Source organism: Confluentibacter sediminis (genome assembly GCF_003258355.1).
GTDB lineage: Bacteria > Bacteroidota > Bacteroidia > Flavobacteriales > Flavobacteriaceae > Confluentibacter > Confluentibacter sediminis.
On the sequence record NZ_QKPO01000019.1, the window covers coordinates 49669 to 74558 of the forward strand.

At 37.1% G+C, this 24890-nt stretch carries 27 protein-coding genes; 21 read left to right on the plus strand and 6 right to left on the minus strand.

What is annotated here, in order from left to right; genetic code table 11:
- The first annotated feature begins 53 nt into the window (after positions 1-53).
- From trpB to DKT72_RS18405, 9 genes are all read left to right on the plus strand, one after another.
- Positions 54-1235: a tryptophan synthase subunit beta gene (trpB, locus tag DKT72_RS15730; RefSeq protein ID WP_111309699.1), complete on the plus strand. Its 1182-nt coding sequence runs from the start codon at positions 54-56 to the stop codon at positions 1233-1235.
- A 113-nt stretch (positions 1236-1348) separates the two neighbouring features.
- Positions 1349-2113, plus strand: a complete 765-nt coding sequence (gene trpA / locus DKT72_RS15735) for a tryptophan synthase subunit alpha (protein WP_111309700.1) — start codon at positions 1349-1351, stop codon at positions 2111-2113.
- A gap of 8 nt (positions 2114-2121) precedes the next feature.
- A complete protein-coding gene (locus tag DKT72_RS15740) occupies positions 2122-3402 on the plus strand; it encodes an NAD(P)/FAD-dependent oxidoreductase (protein WP_111309701.1) in 1281 nt (426 codons plus the stop codon).
- A 123-nt stretch (positions 3403-3525) separates the two neighbouring features.
- On the plus strand, positions 3526-4170 hold the full coding sequence (locus DKT72_RS15745; RefSeq protein ID WP_235841745.1) for a TetR family transcriptional regulator: 645 nt from the start codon (positions 3526-3528) through the stop codon (positions 4168-4170).
- The gene (locus tag DKT72_RS15750; RefSeq protein ID WP_111309702.1) at positions 4160-5485 is read left to right on the plus strand and encodes a TolC family protein; all 1326 of its coding nucleotides are present in this window, start codon (positions 4160-4162) and stop codon (positions 5483-5485) included. Before DKT72_RS15745 ends, DKT72_RS15750 begins: the two co-directional genes overlap by 11 nt.
- Before the next feature lie 10 nt (positions 5486-5495).
- Positions 5496-6578 (plus strand): HlyD family secretion protein, encoded by a 1083-nt coding sequence (locus tag DKT72_RS15755; protein ID WP_111309703.1) that lies wholly within the window; start codon positions 5496-5498, stop codon positions 6576-6578.
- Positions 6579-6581: 3 nt separating this feature from the next.
- Complete coding sequence (locus DKT72_RS15760) at positions 6582-8159, plus strand: DHA2 family efflux MFS transporter permease subunit (RefSeq protein ID WP_111309704.1); 1578 nt, start codon at positions 6582-6584, stop codon at positions 8157-8159.
- Positions 8160-8226: 67 nt separating this feature from the next.
- Entirely contained in the window at positions 8227-8679 is a 453-nt protein-coding gene (locus tag DKT72_RS15765) for a tRNA (cytidine(34)-2'-O)-methyltransferase (RefSeq protein ID WP_111309705.1), read from the plus strand.
- Between the two features lie 376 nt (positions 8680-9055).
- Positions 9056-9199, plus strand: a complete 144-nt coding sequence (locus tag DKT72_RS18405) for a hypothetical protein (RefSeq protein ID WP_220628139.1) — start codon at positions 9056-9058, stop codon at positions 9197-9199.
- Between the two features lie 69 nt (positions 9200-9268).
- On the opposite strand, the gene DKT72_RS15770 is transcribed toward DKT72_RS18405, so the two are convergent.
- From DKT72_RS15770 to DKT72_RS15790, 5 genes are all read right to left on the minus strand, one after another.
- Positions 9269-9499, minus strand: a complete 231-nt coding sequence (locus DKT72_RS15770; protein WP_111309724.1) for a VF530 family protein — start codon at positions 9497-9499, stop codon at positions 9269-9271.
- Positions 9500-9504: 5 nt separating this feature from the next.
- Complete coding sequence (locus DKT72_RS15775) at positions 9505-9714, minus strand: DUF6500 family protein (protein WP_111309706.1); 210 nt, start codon at positions 9712-9714, stop codon at positions 9505-9507.
- Between the two features lie 5 nt (positions 9715-9719).
- Positions 9720-11012 (minus strand): DEAD/DEAH box helicase, encoded by a 1293-nt coding sequence (locus DKT72_RS15780; protein ID WP_111309707.1) that lies wholly within the window; start codon positions 11010-11012, stop codon positions 9720-9722.
- 203 nt (positions 11013-11215) lie between these two features.
- Positions 11216-12499 (minus strand): PepSY-associated TM helix domain-containing protein, encoded by a 1284-nt coding sequence (locus DKT72_RS15785; RefSeq protein WP_111309708.1) that lies wholly within the window; start codon positions 12497-12499, stop codon positions 11216-11218.
- A gap of 12 nt (positions 12500-12511) precedes the next feature.
- Positions 12512-14962 carry a TonB-dependent receptor gene (locus tag DKT72_RS15790; protein WP_235841746.1) on the minus strand — a complete coding sequence of 817 codons (2451 nt, stop codon included), beginning with the start codon at positions 14960-14962 and terminating at the stop codon, positions 12512-12514.
- A 585-nt stretch (positions 14963-15547) separates the two neighbouring features.
- On the opposite strand from DKT72_RS15790, the gene DKT72_RS15795 reads away from it, so the two are divergent.
- Positions 15548-15781 carry a helix-turn-helix domain-containing protein gene (locus tag DKT72_RS15795; RefSeq protein ID WP_111309710.1) on the plus strand — a complete coding sequence of 78 codons (234 nt, stop codon included), beginning with the start codon at positions 15548-15550 and terminating at the stop codon, positions 15779-15781.
- A 42-nt stretch (positions 15782-15823) separates the two neighbouring features.
- Here the strand turns inward: DKT72_RS15795 and DKT72_RS15800 are convergent, their stop codons facing one another.
- A complete protein-coding gene (locus tag DKT72_RS15800; protein WP_111309711.1) occupies positions 15824-16465 on the minus strand; it encodes a DUF6266 family protein in 642 nt (213 codons plus the stop codon).
- A 468-nt stretch (positions 16466-16933) separates the two neighbouring features.
- Between DKT72_RS15800 and DKT72_RS15805 the strand changes: the two genes are divergently transcribed.
- The 11 genes from DKT72_RS15805 to DKT72_RS15855 all read left to right on the plus strand — a co-directional run bounded on the left by DKT72_RS15805 (position 16934) and on the right by DKT72_RS15855 (position 24793).
- The gene (locus tag DKT72_RS15805; RefSeq protein ID WP_111309712.1) at positions 16934-17518 is read left to right on the plus strand and encodes a hypothetical protein; all 585 of its coding nucleotides are present in this window, start codon (positions 16934-16936) and stop codon (positions 17516-17518) included.
- Positions 17519-17520: 2 nt separating this feature from the next.
- Positions 17521-18507, plus strand: a complete 987-nt coding sequence (locus tag DKT72_RS15810; RefSeq protein ID WP_111309713.1) for a DUF262 domain-containing protein — start codon at positions 17521-17523, stop codon at positions 18505-18507.
- Positions 18508-18712: 205 nt separating this feature from the next.
- Entirely contained in the window at positions 18713-19570 is an 858-nt protein-coding gene (locus tag DKT72_RS15815; RefSeq protein ID WP_111309714.1) for a phospholipase D family protein, read from the plus strand.
- 163 nt (positions 19571-19733) lie between these two features.
- Positions 19734-19937 (plus strand): hypothetical protein, encoded by a 204-nt coding sequence (locus tag DKT72_RS15820; RefSeq protein ID WP_220628140.1) that lies wholly within the window; start codon positions 19734-19736, stop codon positions 19935-19937.
- A gap of 163 nt (positions 19938-20100) precedes the next feature.
- Positions 20101-20808, plus strand: a complete 708-nt coding sequence (locus DKT72_RS15825; RefSeq protein ID WP_111309715.1) for an aspartate/glutamate racemase family protein — start codon at positions 20101-20103, stop codon at positions 20806-20808.
- Positions 20809-20851: 43 nt separating this feature from the next.
- A complete protein-coding gene (locus tag DKT72_RS15830; protein ID WP_111309716.1) occupies positions 20852-21403 on the plus strand; it encodes a DinB family protein in 552 nt (183 codons plus the stop codon).
- Positions 21404-21458: 55 nt separating this feature from the next.
- Complete coding sequence (locus DKT72_RS15835) at positions 21459-21788, plus strand: hypothetical protein (RefSeq protein WP_162623339.1); 330 nt, start codon at positions 21459-21461, stop codon at positions 21786-21788.
- Between the two features lie 68 nt (positions 21789-21856).
- On the plus strand, positions 21857-22645 hold the full coding sequence (locus DKT72_RS15840) for a GNAT family N-acetyltransferase (protein WP_111309718.1): 789 nt from the start codon (positions 21857-21859) through the stop codon (positions 22643-22645).
- Between the two features lie 76 nt (positions 22646-22721).
- Positions 22722-23282 carry a hypothetical protein gene (locus tag DKT72_RS15845; protein WP_111309719.1) on the plus strand — a complete coding sequence of 187 codons (561 nt, stop codon included), beginning with the start codon at positions 22722-22724 and terminating at the stop codon, positions 23280-23282.
- Positions 23283-23316: 34 nt separating this feature from the next.
- Complete coding sequence (locus DKT72_RS15850) at positions 23317-23793, plus strand: VOC family protein (RefSeq protein WP_317048447.1); 477 nt, start codon at positions 23317-23319, stop codon at positions 23791-23793.
- 19 nt (positions 23794-23812) lie between these two features.
- Positions 23813-24793 carry an NAD-dependent epimerase/dehydratase family protein gene (locus DKT72_RS15855; RefSeq protein WP_111309720.1) on the plus strand — a complete coding sequence of 327 codons (981 nt, stop codon included), beginning with the start codon at positions 23813-23815 and terminating at the stop codon, positions 24791-24793.
- Positions 24794-24890: the final 97 nt, after the last annotated feature.

The following is a 24890-nucleotide window of genomic DNA, read 5'->3' on the forward strand; positions in this document are numbered from 1 at the left end:
AGATTGCCACAACTTTTTTCAAAAGTTTCGCAATGACGACAATTAAAATAAACATGAATTACAACGTTAACGAAAAAGGTTATTATGGAGAATTTGGCGGGGCTTTTATTCCCGAAATGCTCTATCCAAACGTAGAAGAGTTACGCCAAAAATATTTGGAAGTGATGGCTGAACCTGACTTTAAAAAAGAGTTCAACCAATTACTAAAAGATTATGTTGGCCGTCCATCTCCGCTCTACTTTGCAAAACGCCTATCTGAAAAATACCATACCAAAATCTATTTAAAGCGCGAAGATTTAAATCATACGGGAGCGCATAAAATAAACAATACCATTGGTCAAATATTAATGGCTAAACGCTTAGGAAAAACCAGAATTATTGCTGAAACTGGTGCTGGGCAGCATGGTGTAGCCACAGCTACTGTTTGTGCCTTAATGGGGTTGGAATGTATTGTATACATGGGTGAAATTGATATTGCCCGACAAGCACCAAACGTTGCCCGAATGAAAATGTTAGGCGCCAAAGTAGTGCCTGCATTATCAGGCAGTAGAACCTTAAAAGATGCCACTAATGAAGCCATTCGCGATTGGATTAACAATCCCGTAAACACGCATTATATTATTGGCTCTGCGATTGGACCACATCCCTATCCTGATATGGTGACACGCTTTCAGTCGATTATTTCCGAAGAAATCAAATGGCAACTAAAAGAACAAATAGGAAGAGAAAATCCAGATTATGTGGTGGCTTGTATTGGTGGTGGCAGTAATGCCGCTGGCACCTATTATCATTTTTTACATGAACCCGATGTGAACATCATAGCGGTTGAAGCAGCAGGTTTGGGTGTTAATTCAGGAGAAAGTGCCGCAACGTCTGTTTTAGGAAAAGAGGGGATTATACACGGTTGCAAAACCTTATTAATGCAAACTAATGACGGACAAATTACAGAACCCTATTCAATTTCTGCTGGTTTAGATTATCCTGGTGTGGGCCCGATGCATGCTCATTTATGTAAAACGGGACGTGCAGAATTTATGGCAATTACGGATGATGAAGCGATGACCGCTGGTTTAGAATTATGCCAATTGGAAGGCATCATTCCAGCCATTGAAAGCTCTCATGCCCTTGCTATTTTTGAGCAAAGAACTTTTAAACCAGATGATGTTATTGTAGTGAGTTTATCAGGTCGTGGTGATAAAGATTTAGACACTTATATTAAATATTTTAAACTATAGTCTGAATCCTGATTGGAAAGATCTTTCAGAATACATTTAGAAATAACATGATATTTTAAAAATACAATTATAAGACTCCCTTCTTTAAGGGACAGAAAAAAAATTCATAATCAATGAACAGAATAAATCAAAAATTAAAAGAAGACAAAAAACTTCTTTCTATATATTTTACAGCGGGTTATCCAAGTTTAAATGATACGGTTACTATTATTCAGAATCTGGAAAAAAGTGGTGTCGATATGATTGAAATCGGATTGCCTTTTAGCGACCCATTGGCTGATGGCCCTACCATTCAAGCAAGTTCTACACAAGCTTTAAAAAATGGTATGACTACCGAAGTGCTGTTCAAGCAACTAAAAGATATTCGAAAATCGGTAAGCATTCCATTAATTATTATGGGGTATTTTAACCCCGTGCTTCAGTATGGTGTTGAGGCCTTTTGTAAAAAATGTCAAGAGATAGGTATCGATGGTTTAATCATCCCCGACTTACCCGTAGATGTATACCATGACGAGTATAAAACCATTTTTGAACATTACGGATTGATAAATGTGTTTTTAATCACCCCTCAAACCTCTGATGAACGCATCCGTTTTATCGATTCGGTTTCAAACGGATTTATTTATATGGTAAGTAGCGCAAGTGTGACGGGGAGTCAATCTGGTTTTGGAGATGAGAACACTGCTTATTTCAAACGCATTGCCGATATGCATCTTAAAAACCCTCAAATTGTTGGCTTTGGAATTTCAGACCATGAAACATTCACCCAAGCCACAGCATATGCTAAAGGAGCTATTATTGGCTCGGCTTTTATAAAACATTTAACGTCTAAAAAAATTGATACTATAAATGAATTTGTGAACTTTGTAGTTAAATAAATTCAGTCATGGCAGAGGTACAAAAAGTCATTATTATTGGTGCCGGTTTTGCAGGATTACGTCTTGCACAAGATTTAATAAATCATCCAAACTTTGAGGTATATTTAATCGATAAGCATAATTACCATCAATTTCAACCACTCATGTACCAAGTGGCAACCGCACGTTTAGAGCCTGCCAGTATTTCTTTTCCGCTTCGTAAAGTATTCCAAAAAGCAAAAAACGTACGCATAAGAATTACCGAAGTCACTCAAATTAATTATGACAAAAAATCGGTGACGACCACTATTGGTGACTTTGATTATGACCATCTGGTGATTGCCATTGGTTGTACCACTAACTATTTTGGTAATGCCAATTTAAGAGATTACGCCTATCCGATGAAAACCATACCGGAGGCTATCCAACTTAGAAACCGTATTTTACAAACCTTTGAAGATGCTTTAAATATCACGGCTCCTGAAAAACTTCAAGCACTACTCAACTTTGTTATTGTTGGTGGTGGTCCAACTGGTGTTGAATTGGCTGGTGCTTTATCAGAAATGAAAAAGTATATTTTACCTAAAGATTATCCAGATAAAGATTTTTCCAAATTAACCATATATCTTTTAGAAGGCTCCCCCCATACCTTAAGCCCCATGAGTCATGGATCTCAAAAAATGTCGCAAAAATATCTAGAAGATCTAGGGGTTATTGTAAAAACCAACACCATCGTTAGTGATTATGATGGTACGCTAGTGTCCCTAAATAATGGGGAAATCATTCAATCTAAAAATGTTATTTGGGCCGCGGGCGTTACTGGAAACTTTATTGAAGGACTCCCTAAAGCATGTATTACCAGAGGCAACAGACTGATTGTAAATCGTTTTAACGAGATTACATCATTACACAATATATATGCCTTAGGAGATATCGCCTATATGGAGACGCCAAAAAACCCCAAAGGACACGCTCAAGTCGCTAGCGTGGCCATCCAGCAGGCACAACTATTAGCACAAAATTTAAAAAACGACGTTGAAAATAAAGCTCAAAAAGAATTTGAGTATCACGATAAAGGCTCTATGGCCACTATTGGAAAACGCAAAGCCGTTGTCGACTTACCTAAATTTAGCTTTCAAGGGCGATTGGCTTGGTTTACTTGGATGTTCATTCATTTAATGCTTATTTTAAGTGTAAAAAACAAGCTCTTAATTTTTATGAATTGGACCATTAGTTATTTTAATAATGATAGTACGTTAAGAATTATCATGAAACCCGTCTCCAAAAAAACAAAACAAAAAACAGATTAAAATACTAAAAACCAATTAATTAAACATAATGTATTCGGTTTTTAATAGAAACACCTCTGTTAAATTTTCATTAAAACAAAATTAAACAAACGTTTAATTAAAACATTTGTTTAATTTTGCGGCATGATTTTTAAAAAGCCAAACATAGTGGACTTGAACGACAAGCAAATTCAAATTCTTGAAACTGCCGAAAAACTCTTCGCTGAAAATGGTTTTGACGGCACATCTGTACGTAATATTGCGAAAGCAGCAGATATCAATATTGCCATGATTTCATATTATTTTGGGTCTAAGGAAAAATTATTAGAATCACTCCTTTTATACAGAATATCAGATTTTAGAATGCAATTGGAATCTGTCTTTTCAAAAAACAATGGTTTTATAGACACTTTGGATGAGATTGTCACTTTAATTGTAAAGCGTATCCACAAGAGCAGACTGACCCACAAAATCATCAATTTTGAATTCTCAAATGAAGCTAGACAAATTGATTTTGATAGTTACATCGAGCAAAAAAAACAAAACCTATACCTTATAAAAGCCTTTGTTGAGAAAGGTCAGAAAGCTGGAGTTTTTGTAAACCATGTTAATATTGAATTACTTACCGCCACCATTCTAGGGACCTATTTTCATTTTTATAATAATAAAAAATATTACCAAAACCTTTTTAACCTTAAAGATGACGAGGCCATTGAACTGTATGTTCATAATGAGCTTACACTACATATTCTAAATACCATAAAAGCGTTACTTACACATGAAAACTAGATATTTAATATTACTCATTGTTTCATTTATAAGCATTTCAACATTACAGGCACAACAGCCTACCACATTAACTTTAGAAGATGCCGTAGCCTTAGCTATTAAAAATAGTGATGCTTCTAAAATAGCAGATACGAAGGTTTTGACTGCTGAAAACGAACTCAATGTGACCAAAAACAATCAATATCCAGACGTTAAACTCTCTGGTCAATATCTGTATTTGACAAATGCTGATGTCAATTTAAAAATCAAAACCGGCGAAAGCAATTCCAGCTCTGGTGATTCACAAAATAGTGGCGCACCCAATGCGCATCAATTATTACTGGGCCAGGCGAATGTAAGCATGCCATTATTTTCTGGTTTTAAACTTCAAAATGCCATTAAAGCGAGTGAAAATAGCTATCAAGCAGCAAAGTATCATGCCAAGAATGAGAAAGAACAATTAAGCTTAAACGTTATTAATGATTATTTAAATCTGTATAAAGCCACCCAAACCATCGACCTCATTGAAGAAAACTTAAAAAGTGCTCATCAACGTGTTACTGATTTTTCTGCCAAAGAAGAAAACGGTTTATTAGCTAGAAACGATTTATTAAAAGCCCAACTTCAAGAATCTAACATTCAATTGTCTTTGGACGACGCTATTAAAACCAAAAACATTCTTAACTACAAATTAGCCGTTCTTTTAAAACTTCCATACAACAGCATCATTGAAACGACAACACCCGAAATAGGGTTGGTTGAAAGTAATATGCCAACAGAAACCATAACCAAAAATGATTTGGAAGCTTTAAAGTACCAAGAAAAAGCGGCAGAAAATCAAATAAAAATGGCTAAAAGTAAATTCTATCCGTCGCTTGCCTTAACGGGAGGTTATATTGCTTTAGACTTACAAAATGCATTAACCGTCAACAATGCCATGAATTTCGGATTGGGTATTTCTTATAACCTTTCAGATATATTTAAAGCAAAAAGCGATATAAAATTAGCCAAGAGCAAAGTTCAAGAATTGCAATATTCAATCGATATGATGTCCAACGACATTAAAGTACAAATTGAAAACGCGAAACAAAACTACAACCTCGCTTTAAAAAAACAAGATGTTTATACGGCATCAAAAGCACAGGCAGAAGAAAACTATCGTATTGTTAAAGACAAATATGATAATGGTTTGGTAGACACCAATGATTTACTGGAAGCCGATGTCGATCAGCTTCAAGCCAAATTAAATTTAAGTTATTCCAAAGCAGATATCAGTCAAAAATATTACGAATTACTTGCAGCCCAAGGACAATTATCAAATTCATTAAAACTATAGTAATCACATCATGAAACAAAAGAAAAAAACGAATATAAAATTTATCGTTATCATATCTACACTGGTATTAATTGGCGTGGTTTATGGCGGATATAAAATCATTCATTCCTTCTATCATGAAGAAACCGATGATGCCCAAGTACAAGCAAATATGAGTCCCATCATTCCACATGTGGGTGGCTTTGTAAAAAAAGTGTATGTAACCGATAACCAAAAAGTAAAAAAGGGAGATACACTATTTGTTATAGACCAACAAGATTACTTGGTAAAACTAGAACAAGCGGAAGCCCATTTAGCCGCTGCAAAAAGCGGACTAACCGTTTCAGAAGTGAGTATTGGGTCTTATAAAGCCAATACGGAAACAGCCACCGCACAGGTGAGTTCTGCAACCAGCAATATCGAAACGGCCAAAACCAGATTATGGCGCGCTACCAATGATTTTGAACGCTATAAAAACCTATATGACAATCATTCTATTACGGCACAACAATATGAGCAAGCCCTGGCTACCAAACAGGAAGCCGAGCAACAACTCAATATGTTGCAAAGTCAGCAAAAAGCGAGTCAAAGTCAACGAAATGCTGCTCAGCAACAAACACAAATATCAGAAAAGCAGGTGTCTGTTGCCGAAGCTAATGTTAAAAGTGCCCAAGCTCAGGTAGATGCTGCCAAACTAGATTTGGACTACACCATCGTTACGGCACCTATTGATGGGCAACTATCAAACGTCAGCCTGCAAGTCGGACAATTTGTGCAGCCAGGTCAATCGCTATTTTATTTGATTAACACTGCCGATCGATGGGTGGTTGCCAATTTTAAGGAAACCCAATTGGATAAAATGGAAATTGGACAAAAAGTGACTATAAAAGCCGATGCGTATCCTAATGAAGATTTTGAAGCGACCATCTCTGCCTTTTCCCCTGCAACTGGTGCTCGTTTTTCATTATTGCCTCCCGATAATGCTACAGGAAACTTTGTAAAAACCATTCAACGCTTACCGGTAAAAATCGAATTTACCAAAAACAACGATTTAGAAAAACTGCAAAAATTGCGTTCAGGAATGAATGTGATTGTAGATGTGCATTTAAAATAAACTATGTTACCAGACGAAAACGACTTAGTGGAATATGGCTTCAGACGGGTCATTATAACCATTACCGCTATTCTGTGTGCGCTTTTAGAAATAGTAGATACCACTATTGTAAATGTAGCCCTCAATGATATGAGAGGTAGTTTGGGGGCCTCTTTAACGGATATTGCCTGGGTCATCACCGCTTATGCCATAGCCAATGTGATTATTATCCCCATGACCAGTTGGCTCTCTAAACAATTTGGCAGACGCAACTATTTTGCGACCTCTATTGTTATCTTTACCACAGCCTCTTTTTTATGTGGTAATGCCGACAATATTTGGGAACTCGTCATTTTTAGATTCATTCAAGGCTTAGGGGGTGGTGCCTTATTGGTGACCGCACAAACCATCATTACCGAAAGTTATCCTATTGCCAAACGCGGCATGGCACAAGCCATTTATGGTATGGGTGTTATTGTAGGTCCTACCTTAGGCCCTCCATTAGGCGGCTATTTAGTGGATAATTTTTCTTGGCCTTATATCTTTTACATCAACATACCTATTGGGATTATTGCTACTTTTTTAACCATTATATATGTAAGAAGTCCTAAATACGGAAGCAAGCTAAAAGCGAATCAGGTGGATTGGATAGGCATCCTGCTTTTAACTATGTTTATTGGTTCTTTACAATTTGTTTTGGAGCATGGGCAACAAGACGATTGGTTTGATGATTCATTAATCGTGCTATTAAGTGTCATGTCTGTCTTTGGCTTGATCCTTTTTATATGGCGTGAAATGACCTACGAGCATCCGATTGTGAATTTAAGGGTACTTAAGGACGGTAATTTACGTATTGGAACTATCATGACCTTCATTATGGGATTCGGGCTTTATGGCTCTACCTTCATCATTCCTATATATACCCAATCTGTGTTAGGGTTTACAGCGACCGATGCGGGGTTACTCCTCATTCCTAGTTCCATTACCACAGGAATCATGATGCCCTTTATTGGTAAAATGCTACAAAATGGAGTGCCTCAAAAATATCTGGTTACCGGAGGATTTTTAATCTTCTTTGTGTACAGTTTATGGATGTATCTTATTATGACACCCGACACAGGGTCTGAGCATTTCTTTTGGCCATTAGTGGTTAGAGGGTTTGGGCTAGGCTTATTATTTGTGCCTATCACGACACTCTCCTTATCTACCTTAAAAGGAAAAGATATTGCAGACGGTGCCGCCTTTACGGGGATGACCCGACAATTAGGAGGCTCCTTTGGTATTGCCATCATTACCACCTTAATTGCGCGTTGGACACAACAACATCGTATCGATTTATTGCCCAATATAAGTGCCATAGATTTTAAGGTGCAAGAACGCATCCACGGCTTACAACAATTATTCATCAGCAAAGGTTTTGCGGCCAATGAGGCTTTGGAAAGAGCATACCAAATGTTAAATATGTCCGTTACAAAACAGGCCACCGTATTGTCTTATATGGATGTGTTTATTTATCTTGGGGTGCTATTTTTAATTTGTGTGCCCTTTGTACTGCTCATAAAAAAAGGAGCCGGGAAAGTGGACGTTAGCAATGTCCATTAAGGGATTTGTATAATCCTTACTAAAAAACAATGCTTTGTCATATAAACTGAATTTATTTTAAACCCTTATGCCGTTAAACATCGTACTCATTGAACCTGAAATCCCTAATAACACAGGAAACATTGGCAGATTGGCACTGGCATCTGGCTCCAACTTACATTTGGTGAAACCCTTCGGATTTCAAATTGATGATACCCGGTTAAAACGTGCTGGCTTGGATTATTGGCAACACCTCAACATCATCTATTACGATAGTGTGGATGAATTTTTTAGCAAAAACAAAGACCAAAACATGGTGTTTCTGTCTAGTCATGGCAAGCAAACGCATTGGGACATTCCTTTTGAAGAGGATATGTTTTTAATCTTCGGAAAAGAATCGGTGGGATTATCAAAATCCATCACTGAAAAATATTCTGAAAGGCTTTATAAAATCCCTTTATACAGCGACCATGTAAGAAGCTTGAATTTGGCGAATGCCGTTGGTATTGTCGTGTATGATGGGTTAAAACAGCTAAGTTAAAAACCTAAGTTCGACATATAGCTTATTAAAATTTAACTGTTTACAATATATTGTTTTCTGATGTCACCTTGAACACAAGGTCATGAAGTGAAGCTTTTTTTGTGTCCTTTCGACGACGGAGACATCACATAACGTGAGTAAAAAGTGGGATTCCTCATGCTTCGGAATGACAAAACAGAATCTGTTCTTCCTTAACTAAAGGACATCGACCTTAAGCATTGGTTGAAATAAAACCTATTTTAAATCCGTGCTTTTCTTATAAAAAAATCCCAAAAAACAGACAGAGCTTCTCTGTACTTTTAAAGTTTTAAGATAGATTTAAGACTATTTTAGCTTCTATTCCTTATATTATGGGTGAACCTTAAAAACACATCGTATGGGAATTATTGAAGACAAAAAAAAATTTAAAAGAACCAAAGAACAAACAAACCCTACCAATCCGAATGGGAATGTGAATCAAAAAACAAATAAATTTGATATTGATGAAAAGACCATTAAAAAACAGCAAAACAAGCAATAATAGCTTTACGGATAGGTATCTGTTTGGAAACGAACAGTATTGTTAAAAGTGTGGCATCACAGAAGTGGTTTACCGCACTTTTTGTTTTTTAAGCATCTGCACATACATGGCTTCTACTTTCGCTCTTGCCCAAGGGGTTTTGCGTAAAAATGTTAAACTGGATTTTACCGAAGGGTTATCCGTAAAGCATTTAATCTTGATATTATAGCCCATATATTCCCAACCGTAATGGGCTACCAAATCGTTGATGATCTTTTCTAAAGTAATCCCGTGCAAAGGGTTGTTAGGTTGCGTACTCATCATACCTAGGCAACTAAAGCCTTGACTTTTACAGCTTTCTCAAAATGGTCCAGCTTATGTTCCTTAATCCACCAAGTGGCGGCTTCCATCAACAATTCGGGTTGGGTGTTTTTATTCTCAAAAAAAGCGTAGAAAGACACGCCTACATTCAGGCCTTTGTCTTTTATTTTTTTATCACAGACTTCTATAATCTTGTTTCTTAAAATAGGTGACATCTCTCTTAATTTCTTCTATCACTTCTAGAACGCTCGTTATTGCGTTTGGGTCGTCTAGAACTGTTGGCATTTTTATTATTTGAATTTGATGGTCTGGATGAAGCGCTATTTCTAGATCGATTTCCGCCACCTTGTTGTCTTTTTTCTGGCTCTGTGGACGCATTTGGGTCGGGTTCAAAACCTGCTATAACCTCCGAAGGAATCTTCATGCCTACCAGCTTTTCGATATCTCGTAAAAAGGTGGTTTCATCAGGACTTACTAAGGATATGGCCTCGCCACTGGCGCCCGCTCTACCCGTTCTACCAATTCTATGGACGTAATCTTCTGGGATGTTAGGAATCTCAAAGTTAATCACATGTGGCAATAAGGGGATATCTAAGCCACGTGCTGCAATATCGGTCGCCACCAACACACGCACCGTACCTTTTTTAAAACCTTCCAAGGCTTTGGTTCTGGCACCCTGACTTTTATTACCGTGGATAGCCGCAGCGGTAATGCCTGCTTTTACTAACTTTTCAGTGAGTTTATTAGCACCATGTTTCGTGCGCCCGAAAACCAACACTTGTTTCCAGTTCCCTTCAGAAATCAATTTTGTAATCAAATCTGTTTTTAACCCTTTGGCCACTCGGTACACTTTTTGGCTAATGGCATCCACCGTCGTGTTTTCGGGAGTTGCCTCTACTTGTACAGGATGGTTTAAAATACCATGTGCCAATTTTTTAATATCTGGAGAAAAGGTTGCCGAAAACATCAAATTCTGACGTTTTTCTGGCATCATTTTTATAATGCGTTCTATATCTCTTAAAAAGCCCATGTCCAACATGCGGTCGGCTTCATCCAATACTAAAATCTCTACACGTTTTAAGGAAATGTGGCCTTGATTGATTAAATCCAATAAACGCCCTGGTGTGGCTACCAATACATCGATGCCCTGGCGCATGGTGGCTATTTGAGGTTTTTGATTGACTCCCCCAAAAATCACCGCACTTCTTATATTTAAAAAGGTACTGTATTCCTTCACATTGTCATACACCTGCGCTGCCAATTCTCGTGTTGGGGTTAATATCAACGCACGAATGGGGCTGAATTTCTCTTTAGGGTTTTCAGATAATATATGTAACAACGGCAAGGTAAACCCAGCTGTTTTTCCCGTACCTGTTTGTGCGGATGCCAAAATATCTTTCCCTTGTAATATATGCGGAATGGCTTTTTGTTGTATAGGACTAGGAGTTGTGTATCCCTTTTTGCTAATCGCTTTTAGCAAGGCTTGGGACAAGCCTAATGACGTAAATGACATAGTTTGTTTTTTTGAAGCAAACACTATTCATTTAGGTTACTCCTTTAATTTTGTCCAAAGGTACATCTAATTTTAGGATATTTGGTGTATTGTTGGATGTGTAATGCTTTCCCATCCCAAATCCTGATACAAACCCATACCATTTAGAGCTAATCCATGGGTGTTATGGACTTGCTCTAGTGGTACCTAAAATAGAACCTATCTTATTTTTTGTGCAATCTATATACGAACAGATACCATCCCATACTGATAATAACCGCCCATCCGCAGGTAATGATACCTAAGGCTCTGGTGGATATCCCGTACTGATAGATTAATTTATAGTACATAAAACACAGGGCTCCGCCTACTAAAGCCCCATTGATGTACTTCCATCCACCCATTTGTTGCCGTTTCTGTTGCTCCTTTTTCTTTACTTTCCGCTTTAAACTAATCCAAATGCCTGTTAACACAAGACTCGAAATGCAAAGACCTGCAAAAAACCAGATAATCTTGGTAAGGAGGCCACCCCAAGTACCAAAATGCAAGGGGTCTATGATATCGTTAATCCATGTTTTTGTATTCAGGGCATCGGCTCTTTGTACGCCAATGACTTCGTAGGTTTCAGGATGGATATAAATCCTGTTGGCTCGGTTCCTCACCAGCTTCACATCGCTGATGCCCGTAAGGTATATGCTGCCATGAGCGTTCTTGGGAGGATATATATCTTTAACTTCCAATCCTGAAATGGCGGCTTCGGCTTTGCTTACCGCTTTATCATAATCAATCGTGTAGGCGTTTATTTTAGCCGCCTTGCCAGCAGCTTTCAGACTTTCTGTTTTGGGGATGGCCGGATTGGCTATGGTACCCACATCGGCAATATTGGTTCTTTCTACAAAATACCACATGCCCGTCATGGAAAACAAGATACAAAATGGTACGGACCAGACACCTACGAGTCGGTGCAGGCTTCGGAAAAAAAACACACGGCCTTTGCCCCGTTTCAGTTCAAACAGCTTTTTGTACCAATCCTTGTAAAAAAACAAGGCGGTTCCCATAGAGATAAACAGCATAAAAGCAAAAAGAAGCACGATAAAATAGCCTATCTGGTACTGGGGCGTAAAGAGGTAATAATGTAAATCCCTAAAAAAACGTTGGATGGTGAGTTTGGTAGCGCCTTGTACGACTCCCGTATAGGGATTGGCAAATACGTACCATTGCTGCCCCTTATCGGTTACATAAATAATATCGCATAAATAAGGCGCTTCTGCTGCCAGCCACAAGGTCATGTCCCCTTCTGGAAATTGTGTTTTCAGATTCTCGACAATCACATCTTTAGGGGCGTAGGTGTCTTGGGCTTTGGCGCGTATGTCTGGGTTGAACAGCCAATCCATCTCGTGACTCAGTGTCGCCATGGTACCAGAAAAGCATACTATAAAAAATAGTATGCTTAACTTAATGCCTATCCAGCCATGGATACGGAAGAACGACTTTTTATTAAGATGCATTCCTAAAGGGCTTTAAAAAGAGTATCCAACGGTTAACAGGTAATTTCTTGGACTGCCCGGAAATAATCTAATATAATCGTAGCCCCCTACCCAATGGGTTTTATTGGTAAAATTATTGATGTTCAATTGAATGGAGAATTTATTTATCTGGTAATACAGAGCGGCATTCATCAGGGTATATCCTGGAATGGTTTGATCGCTGTTTTGTTGCAACACACGTTCGGTGACAAAATTGGTACCTACTCCAAGTCCGAAATCCTTAAAGATCCCTTGTTTCACATTATAACGGGTCCATAAATTACCTTGGTGTTTTGGAGTATTGGGTTTTTGTATGCCCGTTTCATTGCCGTCGGCATCTTTGGTAATGCTCGATTCATTAAATGCATAGGAAGCCGTAATGCTCCAGTTTGGAAAGATGCGCCCCGTCACATCCATTTCCACCCCTTTCGATTCTTCTTCTCCTATTTGTTCCAATTCATCGGTGCCAGCCACATTGTACAAGGTGTTTTCCTGAACGATTTTATACAACGCCAAAGTAGCATCCAGTTTTCCATCAAACCAGGTGGATTTACCCCCAAATTCTACCATCTTACTGGTAAGTGGGTCGAAAGGCCCTCCAAGGGTCGGATCCATATTGGCTGCACTTTGGGGATTGTAGCCTTCTACATAAGTACCATACAGGTTGATGTTGTTTGTAATGGAATAGGTCAACCCAACTCTTGGCAAAAAGGCATGTTGATTCACATTTTTTTCCTCGTTCGTAGTATAATTGAGTTTATCGGTATAGGTATCATATCTCAGACCTATCAGCATTTTTAATTGCTTCCATGTCAGCTGGTCTTGAATGTACACGCCGTTGGAATTGTAAAAGTCCGGTCCAAATTCACGAGCATTATAAAAATACTTGCTCATATCCTTTAATTGCTGCGATGCTATTCTGTTGTTCAAATCATAATGGGCCACATTCGGCACGGGATTTCCGTTAGCGTCCAATAGATAGGCACTGCTGTTATTAGGATTATAGGTATTAATGAAGCCATCGTTAGCGGCATTTCTATAGCCACCAGCCTGTAATTGCGACGACCCCGCAGGCAGTTCTTCCTGTGCATAATCATATCCAAAAATCAGATTGTGGGATACCGCTCCAGTTTGTGTTTTGTAATTGAAGAAGGTCGAGAGGTTATCTATGTACCTTTTGCGTTGGCGTTGGAATACCTGCATGGCAATTAAATCTACAATATCATCGCCGTTACCGTCTACTGCATACTTATTTGCGCCACGGTGTTCCAAAAGGTCTTCATGATAGCCGGTACGTATAAAGGACGCAGAAAAGGAAAAATTATCGGTAAATTGGTGGTTCAATGCCAGGGTGACAATATAGGTTTCTTCATCTAAATAATCGTTTGCAGAGCTCAGGGACAAGGACACAGGCGTAGAATACAAATCGTTTTTAAAGGTAGATTGCCCTCTATCTAATCGGCTTTTGGAGCTGTTGTAGATCAGGTCGAAATTCACCCGGGTTTTATCGGTTGGTAAAAAAGACACCGATGGCGCTATCACAATATTTTTATCAAACTGCAAGTCTCTAAAGGAGTTGGCATTTTCATACCCAATGTTTAAGCGGTATAAAAGGGATTTATCTTTGCTAAGTGGCCCTGTAAAATCGGCTAAGGTTCTTAGGGTATTAAAACTACCCGTTGAAAAACTTAAAGAATGCCGTTCTTCGTCCAAAGGTTTTTTGGTCACTCGATTAAGCACCCCTCCTGGAGAGGCGTTTCCGAACAGGGCCGAGGCTGGGCCTTTAAGCACTTCCACACGTTCCAGATAATTGGTTAGAGGTTGTTTCCAAAAACCAGTAGAGGTACGCAGACCGTTTAACAATTGGGTGTTGCTTTGTCCGTTCACCCTAAAACCTCTTATGATGATATCATCGTAAAATGTATTTTGGTTCACACCGCTAAAGTTTTTTACCACGTCGCCGATACGCATCACGCCTTGGTCTGCAATAAGTTCCTTGGTGGCGTAAGAAACGGCCTGAGGCAAGTCCATAAGCGCTATTTCTGTTTTCGCTCCCACAAAAGAGCTGGTATTTTTATAGTTCTTTTCTTTACGACCCGTAATTTCAACCGTTTGTAAGGCCGTAATATTTTCTTTTAACACAAAATCCAGACGCAGGTTCTGTCCAGCTTCCAAACTCACGGTTTCCTTTTGGGAATAATGCCCTATTTCAGAAACCGTCACGGTATAAGTGCCCGCAGGAATGGCTTCCAACATATACTTACCCAGGTCGTCTGCCGACGCTCCTTTCTTCAGTTCGTCAATATAGATGGTTGAAAAAGATAATAGGTTCCCATTACCATTACTAATAGTCCCGGAAATGCTCCCTTTTTGCTCTTGGGCTAAGCTATAAAACACAGTGAATAGCATACAAAAGGTCACACTTAATTTGCGCAAAGATGTCATTTTATCAATTATTATTTAGATTAATTTAAAATAAGGTGCAAATGTATTTTTTATATTTTAAAAATCAAATATTATTTAGATATATTCTAAATAATATATTCCGAAGGCAGGAAAAGCCCCGGTATGACTCGGCTAAACGGCCTCTGCAAAAGAGCTGCTCTGCCATAAAGTATCTGACTGATACTTAAAGACATGTCCATAAATCCTTAGGATATGGGGTATCTCTGCTAGGTATTGGGACGCCCCAAGCAACCAGCTAAAAAAGAATTTTAAAAATGAGAATGTGATTTGCTTTTGGAGGTATCGAAGTCTGGTTTTTGGCATCGAATAAGCTCCTGTTCCAAAACCCATCGCACCACATACCAACAAGCTTATAAGAGTTCCCTGATGTTGGTTTTTCTGGGTGCTATCTAAAAAAAAGAAGCCACAAAGACCTGTGGAAAATGTTAAAAATAATAAAATACTTACAAGTACTTATTTTATTTCTGAAAAAATTTTAATATCTATGTACTTGTTTACCATGCAAATACGCACTATTTTATTATAAACTGTAGCATCTATTTTTAATTTGAAAATGTCTTTATCATGCCTAATCTTTTAAACCCAAAGCACCTTAAAGATGAAATTTGGATCACCTCTGCCACCGCGGTTCAATATTTTAAGGTAAGCAGAAGCACGCTGTACCGTTGGCGTAAAAACAAACAAGTCCCTTATACCAAGGTGGGAGGGGTTATCTATTTTCCTAAAATATACATCCAACAACTTATGGGGAAAAAACTGCATACCATATGGCTCCCTATAAACCCCGATATCAAATAGGGGCCACCTATGGCAACCCCTACTTTTTTGGTAAACACCTATTTAGCCTATAAATATACTGCCTAAAAAGGTGCTTGTAGCCGCCAGTTTTTTACTGGCTGTTACAAAGGTTGCCCAAACCTGCACTTCTTGACCTGCCCAATAACCTGGCAGGGCCATTTGCATGCCTTGCAAATCACGCGTACCGCCTGGGTTCGCCGTTTCAAACAAGTTAAGAGCTTCGCAGTAGGCCACTACCACCACCTCATCGGTGGCTAAGGCATTGCCCTGTCCACTATTATCACTCCAGGAGATGCTCAGGTCGGTACCATCGAGTGAAATGCTACCGTCCACCATACCAAGCAGGTCGCCCTTACTGATGAGCACCTTGGGGTAATCGATCACATAGGCCTCAAGCGTACCAGGCTCTAACGCCTCTTTAATGTGGTAACTCGTTGCCAAATTAAAAGTGGATTTGTCGCCTTGTGGCTTACCAAAATAAGCCGAAATGATGGGCTTAATAGGGGTTAAAAACACCATAACGGTTTTAAAACGATCGCGCTGGTCCAACTGCGCCTGTGTGGGCAGGTAGGTACCGCGTTGAGGCAAACTGCGTAAAATGTTTTTACCTCTCCAACGTGCACCCACAACGTTGCCAACTTTTCCGGAGAAACCTCCGAGGATGCCTTTACTAAATGTTCCCATGATAAAAAGATTTTGGGGTTAATAAGTACCAAACCTACAATGCCTAAAACATATTTGCAAGATGGTGACACGTATTGACACGTTTTGACACATATTGACACGTTTTGACACGTTTTGACACATCTGCCCAAAAAAGGAGGCCGTTTGTTCGGGTTTTGTTCGAGTCTTGTTCGAGAACCGTTCGGGTGTATTTTTTTTAAATGGGGCTTTGCACGAACAAAGGTGGAACTAAACCCGAGCATTGATATACCTGGAGGGTGCAAAGTACTGTATAACTGGAAAATATGCTGATTGAAGAATATTTTTGAAACGTAAGATGTTCTTTGGTTTTTATGTAAGAAAATGTTATGTTTGGTTTGTTTTCATAAATTACTTAATATATATTGAAAATTAGGCATATACTTCTAAAATGGGGGTATGTGTTTATAAAATTTATGAATATAAACAAGTTGTCAGCAATTAAAAAAAATGATTAAAAATAAAATACAAGAATTCAAATCTGAACTTAAATTAAAAAAAGATGTAGATGTAGTTAGAAAATTTATCACGTCTGGAGATAGTTATGTTTTAGATTCTGATACGTATTTGGATTTAAAAGGCTCAATCGCTGACCATTTTAATATTCATCCGAATGAAGTTCTAATAGTTGGTTCCGGTAAACTCGGTTTCTCCATTTCCGAAAACTTAAAAAAAGGAAAAAAAAGGTATAGAGTTTTTGGAGAGGAATCAGATATAGATGTCGCAATAATTTCTCAAAGTTTATTTGATGATATATGGAAACTCCTCTATGATTATATAGAAGATAAAGGTTATTGGAATAGACAACAAGAATTTACAACATATCACTTCCAAGGATGGATGAGACCTGATATGTTGCCAATATCACCTAAATTTGATTTTACTCAAAATCAGTGGTGGAACTTTTTTAATGAAATAACTTCAAGTAATAAGTTTGGACCTTACAAAATCAGAGGAGGACTATACAGAAATTGGCATTTTTTAGAGAAATATCAATTAAAATCAATTTCAGAATGCAAATTAGAAATTAAATAAAAATGAAAACATCAGGAACAAACCTAAGATTAAGAAAATTACTTTCAGGTCTTAAAAATGGCACATTAATTCCACGCCCAGAATTTCAGAGAAGATTAGTATGGGCAAATAAACATAAAATAGCATTTATTCAAACAGTTCTTGAAGGGCTACCTTTTCCAGAAATTTATATTGCCGCAGGTGATGTAAATCTTACTAGTGGAGAAGGAAACGAAATGATAGTTGATGGTCAACAAAGAATTTCAACTTTATATCAATATTTTATTGGTTCAGATGAGATAAAATATCCTTCTGACGTTTTACCTTATGATAAACTTACACCACAGGAACAGGAAGATTTTTTAGAATATGAGGTCGTAATAAGAGATTTAGGGAAACAAACGATTGAGAATATTAAAACTATTTTCCAACGAATAAACTCAACGAATTACTCATTAAATGCAGTTGAAATTCATAATTCAAGATTTGATGGAGCACTGAAAATGTTTGCTGAAGAATTATCTGAAAATTCATTTTTCGAAGACCATTCAGTGTTTACCAACAACGATATAAAGAGAATGAGAGACCTAGGTTTTTCTTTGTTAACTTCTATTACACTATTATCAACTTATTTTAATCTTGAAACTGAATTCGAGACATTCCTTGAAAAATATAATGATGAGTTTCCAGATTCTGAAAAACTTAAAACAGAAGTTGAGTTCATACTTAATCAAATTGAGTCTTTAAATTTTGATGAAAAGTCAAGAGTTTATAAAAAGAATGACTTATTCTCACTAATCGTTGAGCTTCATAGAGGACAGTTTAAGGAATCAAAAAAATACGATAACAAAAAGATTGAGGCCAATTTAAAAAATTTCTATGCAAAAGTAGATGCTAATGATATGTCAGATGATGTGCAAGAATACATTAAAAATGTTATTCAAGGGACTAATAGTAGGAGTGCGAGAATTACAAGAGGTAGAATAATCGCAAAAGTGATAAATGAATAAAAAAGCTGGTAACAATGGCTAAAGTAATTGCTTTTTATATCCCCGCTAGCGCTCGTTTGCAACGAGTGCCGTCCTAGAAAATCAGTTACAAAACAAAAAATAAGTTATATTTATAACGAGCGCTAACAACGGGAGACATTGGCAACAAGCTGAACTCACTCAAACAGAAAAACTATTTAACAAAATAAATAATTAAATTTAAATAATGGCTAAATTTTTAAAGGGCAATGAATTAAATGCAGAACTTGAAAAACTGTTTGAATCTGCTCAAGGTAATATTATTTTGATTTCACCTTATATAAAACTTCACGACAGATATAAATCTACTCTACTAACAAAACTTGACAGAGATGATTTAGAAATTACTGTTCTTTTTGGTAAGAATGAAGATGATATGTCAAGAAGTATGAAACAAGAGGATTTTGATTTTTTTAAACAATTTCCAAATATTGAAATTCTATTCGAAAAAAGACTACACGCAAAATATTATGCGAACGAGACCAAAGCAATCCTATCTTCAATGAATTTATATGGATTTTCTCAAAACAATAATATAGAAACTGGAATTTTAATGGAAAAAACATTAAGAGGAACATTTACTGGAGAAAATAATTTAGAAAATGATTCTTGGGAATATTTTGAAACAGTTTTACAACAAGCCGAATTACTTTTTGAAAAAAAACCTGTTTATGAAAAAAAGAATATTTTAAGTTCTAAAAAATATATAAAATCAGAAATTGAAACAGATAAACTTTCTGATTTTTTTAATAATAAAAGCTATAACAAAATATTCAAAAAAAACACTCAAAAAAAAGAGAGCAAAACTACTGACAATATCAAAAATGAAATTGGATATTGCATAAGGACTGGTAAAGAAATAGCTTTTAATATCGAAAAACCAATGGAATATGAAGCTTTTAAGATGTGGAATAAGTACAAAGACCCTGATTTTCCTGAAAAATATTGCCACTTTTCAGGTGAATTATCTAACGGAAAAACAAGCGTGAATAAACCAATACTAAATGAAAATTGGAAAAAAGCAAAAGAGAAATTTAACCTATAAGAAACAAAAATCTGTTAAAAAATAATTGCTTGATTATTAATTTCTTGCGAAATAATACGGTACTCCCCCGCTGTACGAAGTTTGCAACTTCGCACTAAATTAGGTACTTAAATACGCAACCATTCAAGATATACATAAACATAAAAGATAACCGTTGGCAACTATGAAAAAACAAACGGAAACTATAAACCGAGAAGATGTTATGTTTTTTTTTCGTGATGAGGAAAAATTAAACACGCTTTCCTCAGACGATAGAATTGAAATATTTCTACAAATATTACAAGGTAGTTCGGATATTACCACAGAGCTTTTAAATGAATTAATCGCTGATTATAATGTTCGTGATTTAAAGATTAGTCAAATTTAATGATGGGTAAATTAAACGGTTGAACCACTGTACGAAATTTACAATTTCGCATAATGTTCATTGCTTCTGACTTTCTTCTCGAAAGTCCTCGCAAATTTGCTATCTTCGGTTTACGCAGAAAATATAACCCACACTTAGCTACAATTTAAAAAAAAGATAGAGAATGAAAAAAATAGGATTGGTAGGAGGCATGAGTTGGACTTCAACCTTAGATTATTATAAATACCTCAATCAAGGAATCAATGACAAACTAGGCGGTTTAAACTCTGCAGAATGTATCATATATTCATTGAATTTTTCGGATATTCAAAACAAAGGATGGACGAATGCTTTTGACCTAATTTTTGATGCTTGCAAAAGCCTGGTCTCTAATAATGTAGATGCTATCGTTTTGTGTGCTAACACAGCGCATGTATTCGCTGACGACATTCAATCAAACATTGACATTCCAATACTTCATATCGGAGAAGCTACTGCAATAGAAATCAAAAAGGAAAAGCTAAGCAAAGTAGGACTGTTAGGTACAAAATTTACAATGGAAATGGATTTTTACCGAAATAAACTGAAAGACTATGATATTGAGAGCATTATTCCATCAGAAAAAAAAGATATAGAAGACATACAAGATATCTTGAAAAATGAACTTGGAAAAGGATTTGTAAGTAAAGCATCCAAGAAAAAATTCATGGGATATGCAAATGGATTAATTGAGAGAGGTGCCGAAGGCATTATTTTAGGCTGTACTGAAATACCTATGTTAATTGGACAAGAAGATTTTAAATTACCCGTGTTCGACACGACTAAAATACACGTTGAAAGTATCATCCATTTCGCTTTGGACATTGAAAAACAGGTTACCAACAATCTATAAAATGCATTGCAAAAAAATCAACGAATATTCAAAATTGCACTAAATGAGACACATAAAACACTTCATTATTCTTACTTCGATAATACTTTGCTCTTCATTTGCATCTCCTATGTTAGCGCAAGAAAATGACTTTATCAAAGAATATTTAGAGCGCCTGGAAAATTCAAAAAAGTATTTACTTCTTGTGGCGGAAACTATGCCAGAGGACATCTATGATTACAAAGCGACACCAGAATCCATGAGCTTTGCAGAAAACTTAATGCATATAGGTTGGGCAATGGATTGGCATAGTCAGTCATTAATGGGCGGACGTGCAGCGAGAGATTGGAATACCGATACGGAACTAAAAGTAGATAATAAATCAAAAAAAGAGATGATTGCCAAAATTGATGAGACTTTTAACAAAACCATTGAATTCATCTCAAATTTTGACATACATAAACTTGAGGATAGATTGGACTATTTTGGGTCGGATAGAACCAAAAGACAGGTATTATTATTACTCGCCGACCACATAACCCATCACAGAGGACAAATGCTGGTTTATATGCGACTGAATGGACTTGTTCCACCGAGATATGTTTTGTACCAATAACTCAATACTAATGAATAAAATTATAGTGCTAGTAATGTTTTTAACAATGGGGTGTATGTCTTGCAAAACGTCTACAAACAACATTGACAAACTTGACATTGCTAAACAATACTATAAGGCTCTAGACAATTCTGATGATTCTGCAATGACAACTTTAGTGAGTGATAGTATAACGATTAAAGAAAGTGAAACTGATTATCAAGAACATTTTTCTCAAAAAGGTTATCTGGAATGGTTGAAATGGGACTCGGTATTTGACCCAACATACGAACTCCTTGAAATTGTTCAAGAAAACGACATTGTTAAAGCAAAAGTTTCAAAAACAGATAAAAGAACTCAGCTCAAGTTAGTTGTTTGTTTGCTGGTATATAAGTGTTATGCGTAATGGCACGACATAGGGTATTAATCCCTATATTTAAGTTTGAATAAATCATATAATGAAACTTTAAAACAATGGATAAGATTCAAACACTTAACACATCGAATATTGACAACGAGCATATATGCTGTGCGATTTCTGATAAAAAATGCAAGGAGGGCTACGAATTAAAAAAAGACTGGTTGAGAAAGGAATTTGAAAACGGATACGTTTTTCGAAGGATAGATGCAAGGGCAAAAGTGTTTATTGAGTATGGCCCTGCTGAAAAAGGATGGGTTCCAATAGATGCTTCAAATTATTTATTGATAAACTGTTTTTGGGTTTCTGGACAATATAAAGGACAGGGATATGGCAAAGAATTATTAAAACTTGCGATTGACGATGCTAAGAAAGAGGGTAAAGACGGTTTGGTAACAGTCGTTGGAACAAATAAGTTTCACTTTATGAGTGATACCAAATGGCTATTGAGACAAGGTTTTGACACCTGTGAGAAACTTGCATCAGGATTTAGTTTACTTGTAAAAAAGATAAATCCAAAGGCTAACAATCCTAAATTCAAAGATTCTGTAAAAAGCGGAGAGTGTGGAGATAAAAATGGCATCGTGATTTATTATTCAAATCGTTGTCCGTTTTCCGAGTACCATGTGACAACATCTTTGAAAAAAACGGCAGAAAAAAGAAAGTTGCCATTAAAGTTAATTAAACTGGAGACTATGGAACAAGCTCAATCAGCACCAACTCCTGCGACAATTTTCAGTCTATTCTTCAATGGAAAATTTATAACGACCGATTTGAGTGTCTGCATGGATAGCAAATTTGATAAAGTGATAGAAAAAAACAAACCACGAATGCATAATAGCTAAACACGCTGCGCTTGTATACTTTGAAAGCCCTCGATTATAAAACAACCTAATGTATAAAAACCCATTGTAACCCACCATGAAAAAAACCGCAGTATTACTGTTACTTTTAGCTTCCAGTCTCTGTGAGGCACAATCTATTAAAGAAAAATCGATTACGGCATTAATTGGCTATGGCATGAGTACGCCCTATTACAGTGTGGACGACATTGCAGACAGTGGTTTTTATCTACAAGGCGAATACGTGCTTGGTGTGGCTTCTTGGCTGGAGTTAAGACCCTACGCAGGTATGGTATTAACCCATTCCAACGGAAAAGACATTGATGACAACCCAACCAATGAAAAAGCAGAAACCAAAGCTTTTCTATTAGGTGGAAAAGTAAGGGTGAGAGCCCCTATTCCTTGGGTAGCACCCTTTGTTGAAATAGGTATTGGGGCATCCATAGGAAATTTTGAAACATTTACAACCTTTACAGACATTCGTAAAAGTGGCCCTATTTATCATATCCCCATCTCTTTTGGATTGGAACTGGGGCGCCAAAACAATGTCGATTTAGGGTTTACGTTCTATGCCCAACCAACTGTTGAACAAGTTGCTGGTGCATTTGCTCTTGGAATTTCCATACCTTTAAACAATTAACCCGACCCTAAATAAAGAGGGCATCGTTTTACAAATGAAAAAAACAATTTTAATAACTTTGGCTCTAGCGACTACGTTTTGTTTGGGTGTCGCTTTTAAAACAATAACAACAACCGCAAAACATAGTCATGACATGAAAAGAGTTACAGGAATAGGTGGGGTGTTTTTTAAAGCAAAAGACCCGAAAAAGATAACCGAATGGTACCATAAACACTTGGGGTTAGACACCAACCCTTACGGTGCTACTTTTGAGTGGTACGAAGGACCCGACAGCACTAAAAAAGCGCAAACGCAATGGACGCCTTTTCCTGAAACCACCGACTATTTTGAACCTTCTACACAAGATTTTATGATAAATTACCGAGTGGAAAACTTGGAAGCCCTTGTAGAAGCATTGAAAAAAGAAGGCGTCACCATCGTGGATAGCATAGAAACCTTTGATTATGGTAAATTTGTTCACATATTGGACGGCGAGGGCAACAAAGTGCAATTATGGGAAGCCATTGACTAAAAAAAGAAATTAAAAAAGGATGAAAGTATTATTCATTGGAGGTACGGGAGTTATAAGTTCAGCATGTTCGGAATTAGCAATCTCTAGAGGCATCGACTTATACCACTTAAACCGAGGGAAAAATGAAACGCGGCCTACAGAAGGTGTAAAAACCATCATTTCGGATATTAGAAATATAGAGCAAACTAAAAAGGCTATTGAAAATCATCATTTTGATGCGGTGGTCGATTGGATTGCTTTTGAACCCGAACACATCAAACAGGATATCGAACTATTTTCAGGTAAAACCAATCAGTTTGTTTTTATAAGCTCGGCATCTATTTACCAAACACCCCCAGAAACACTTCCAGTCACCGAAGACACGATGTTAGATAATCCGTTTTGGGAATATTCCAGAAACAAAATTGCCTGCGAAGACTTATTACGAGACGCTTACCGCAAAAGCGGATTTCCTTATACCATCGTACGTCCGTCTCATACCTACGATAAAACCAGCATCCCCATAACTGGTGGCTATACTACATTGCACAGAATGAAACAAGGCTTACCAGTGATTGTACATGGCGATGGGACCTCTATTTGGACCATTACACACCATAAAGATTTTGCCGTGGGACTTGTTGGTCTTTTAGGAAACCCTAAAGCGATTAATGAAGCCTATCACATCACCAATGACGAGTGGCTCCCTTGGAATCAAATATATCAACTGTTTGCCAAAGAACTACAAGTAGAACCTCTGTTGGTACATGTCCCTTCTAAAATAATAGCGACTTACAATAAAGAGATTGGCGATGGTTTACTAGGAGACAAGACGCATAGTATGATTTTTGATAATTCAAAAATTAAAAGCATCGTTCCAGATTTTAATGCAAAGATTCCTTTTAGCGAAGGCGTGAAAGAGATTGTTAGATGGTATGAAGAAGATGAAACACGTCAAAACCTTGACAAAGATTTTAATGATTTAACAGAACGCATCTTGCAAGATTATAAGTGGTTGTAATCGTTGGTTGAGTAACATAACAGTCACTTCGAATTTGTGAAGGGCAACGAAACAAACTTATATCGAGAAGCAGCATAACGAAAACGGTTCTCGATAC

Bases quoted from the DNA above. Each gene is read 5' to 3' on its own strand.
- DKT72_RS15745 (WP_235841745.1), top strand. From the start codon at position 3,526: ATGATTTTTAAAAAGCCAAACATAGTGGACTTGAACGACAAGCAAATT.
- DKT72_RS15855 (WP_111309720.1), top strand. From the start codon at position 23,813: ATGAAAGTATTATTCATTGGAGGTACGGGAGTTATAAGTTCAGCATGT.
- DKT72_RS15815 (WP_111309714.1), top strand. From the start codon at position 18,713: ATGGCTAAATTTTTAAAGGGCAATGAATTAAATGCAGAACTTGAAAAA.
- DKT72_RS15740 (WP_111309701.1), top strand. From the start codon at position 2,122: ATGGCAGAGGTACAAAAAGTCATTATTATTGGTGCCGGTTTTGCAGGA.
- DKT72_RS15845 (WP_111309719.1), top strand. From the start codon at position 22,722: ATGAAAAAAACCGCAGTATTACTGTTACTTTTAGCTTCCAGTCTCTGT.
- DKT72_RS15775 (WP_111309706.1), bottom strand. From the start codon at position 9,714: ATGTCACCTATTTTAAGAAACAAGATTATAGAAGTCTGTGATAAAAAA.
- DKT72_RS15780 (WP_111309707.1), bottom strand. From the start codon at position 11,012: ATGTCATTTACGTCATTAGGCTTGTCCCAAGCCTTGCTAAAAGCGATT.
- DKT72_RS15770 (WP_111309724.1), bottom strand. From the start codon at position 9,499: ATGAGTACGCAACCTAACAACCCTTTGCACGGGATTACTTTAGAAAAG.
- DKT72_RS15835 (WP_162623339.1), top strand. From the start codon at position 21,459: ATGTCTTGCAAAACGTCTACAAACAACATTGACAAACTTGACATTGCT.
- DKT72_RS15800 (WP_111309711.1), bottom strand. From the start codon at position 16,465: ATGGGAACATTTAGTAAAGGCATCCTCGGAGGTTTCTCCGGAAAAGTT.
- DKT72_RS18405 (WP_220628139.1), top strand. From the start codon at position 9,056: ATGGGAATTATTGAAGACAAAAAAAAATTTAAAAGAACCAAAGAACAA.
- DKT72_RS15790 (WP_235841746.1), bottom strand. From the start codon at position 14,962: ATGACATCTTTGCGCAAATTAAGTGTGACCTTTTGTATGCTATTCACT.
- DKT72_RS15755 (WP_111309703.1), top strand. From the start codon at position 5,496: ATGAAACAAAAGAAAAAAACGAATATAAAATTTATCGTTATCATATCT.
- DKT72_RS15750 (WP_111309702.1), top strand. From the start codon at position 4,160: ATGAAAACTAGATATTTAATATTACTCATTGTTTCATTTATAAGCATT.
- DKT72_RS15805 (WP_111309712.1), top strand. From the start codon at position 16,934: ATGATTAAAAATAAAATACAAGAATTCAAATCTGAACTTAAATTAAAA.
- trpA (WP_111309700.1), top strand. From the start codon at position 1,349: ATGAACAGAATAAATCAAAAATTAAAAGAAGACAAAAAACTTCTTTCT.
- DKT72_RS15765 (WP_111309705.1), top strand. From the start codon at position 8,227: ATGCCGTTAAACATCGTACTCATTGAACCTGAAATCCCTAATAACACA.
- DKT72_RS15830 (WP_111309716.1), top strand. From the start codon at position 20,852: ATGAGACACATAAAACACTTCATTATTCTTACTTCGATAATACTTTGC.
- DKT72_RS15850 (WP_317048447.1), top strand. From the start codon at position 23,317: ATGAAAAAAACAATTTTAATAACTTTGGCTCTAGCGACTACGTTTTGT.
- trpB (WP_111309699.1), top strand. From the start codon at position 54: ATGAATTACAACGTTAACGAAAAAGGTTATTATGGAGAATTTGGCGGG.
- DKT72_RS15785 (WP_111309708.1), bottom strand. From the start codon at position 12,499: ATGCATCTTAATAAAAAGTCGTTCTTCCGTATCCATGGCTGGATAGGC.
- DKT72_RS15810 (WP_111309713.1), top strand. From the start codon at position 17,521: ATGAAAACATCAGGAACAAACCTAAGATTAAGAAAATTACTTTCAGGT.
- DKT72_RS15760 (WP_111309704.1), top strand. From the start codon at position 6,582: ATGTTACCAGACGAAAACGACTTAGTGGAATATGGCTTCAGACGGGTC.
- DKT72_RS15820 (WP_220628140.1), top strand. From the start codon at position 19,734: ATGAAAAAACAAACGGAAACTATAAACCGAGAAGATGTTATGTTTTTT.
- DKT72_RS15825 (WP_111309715.1), top strand. From the start codon at position 20,101: ATGAAAAAAATAGGATTGGTAGGAGGCATGAGTTGGACTTCAACCTTA.
- DKT72_RS15795 (WP_111309710.1), top strand. From the start codon at position 15,548: ATGCCTAATCTTTTAAACCCAAAGCACCTTAAAGATGAAATTTGGATC.
- DKT72_RS15840 (WP_111309718.1), top strand. From the start codon at position 21,857: ATGGATAAGATTCAAACACTTAACACATCGAATATTGACAACGAGCAT.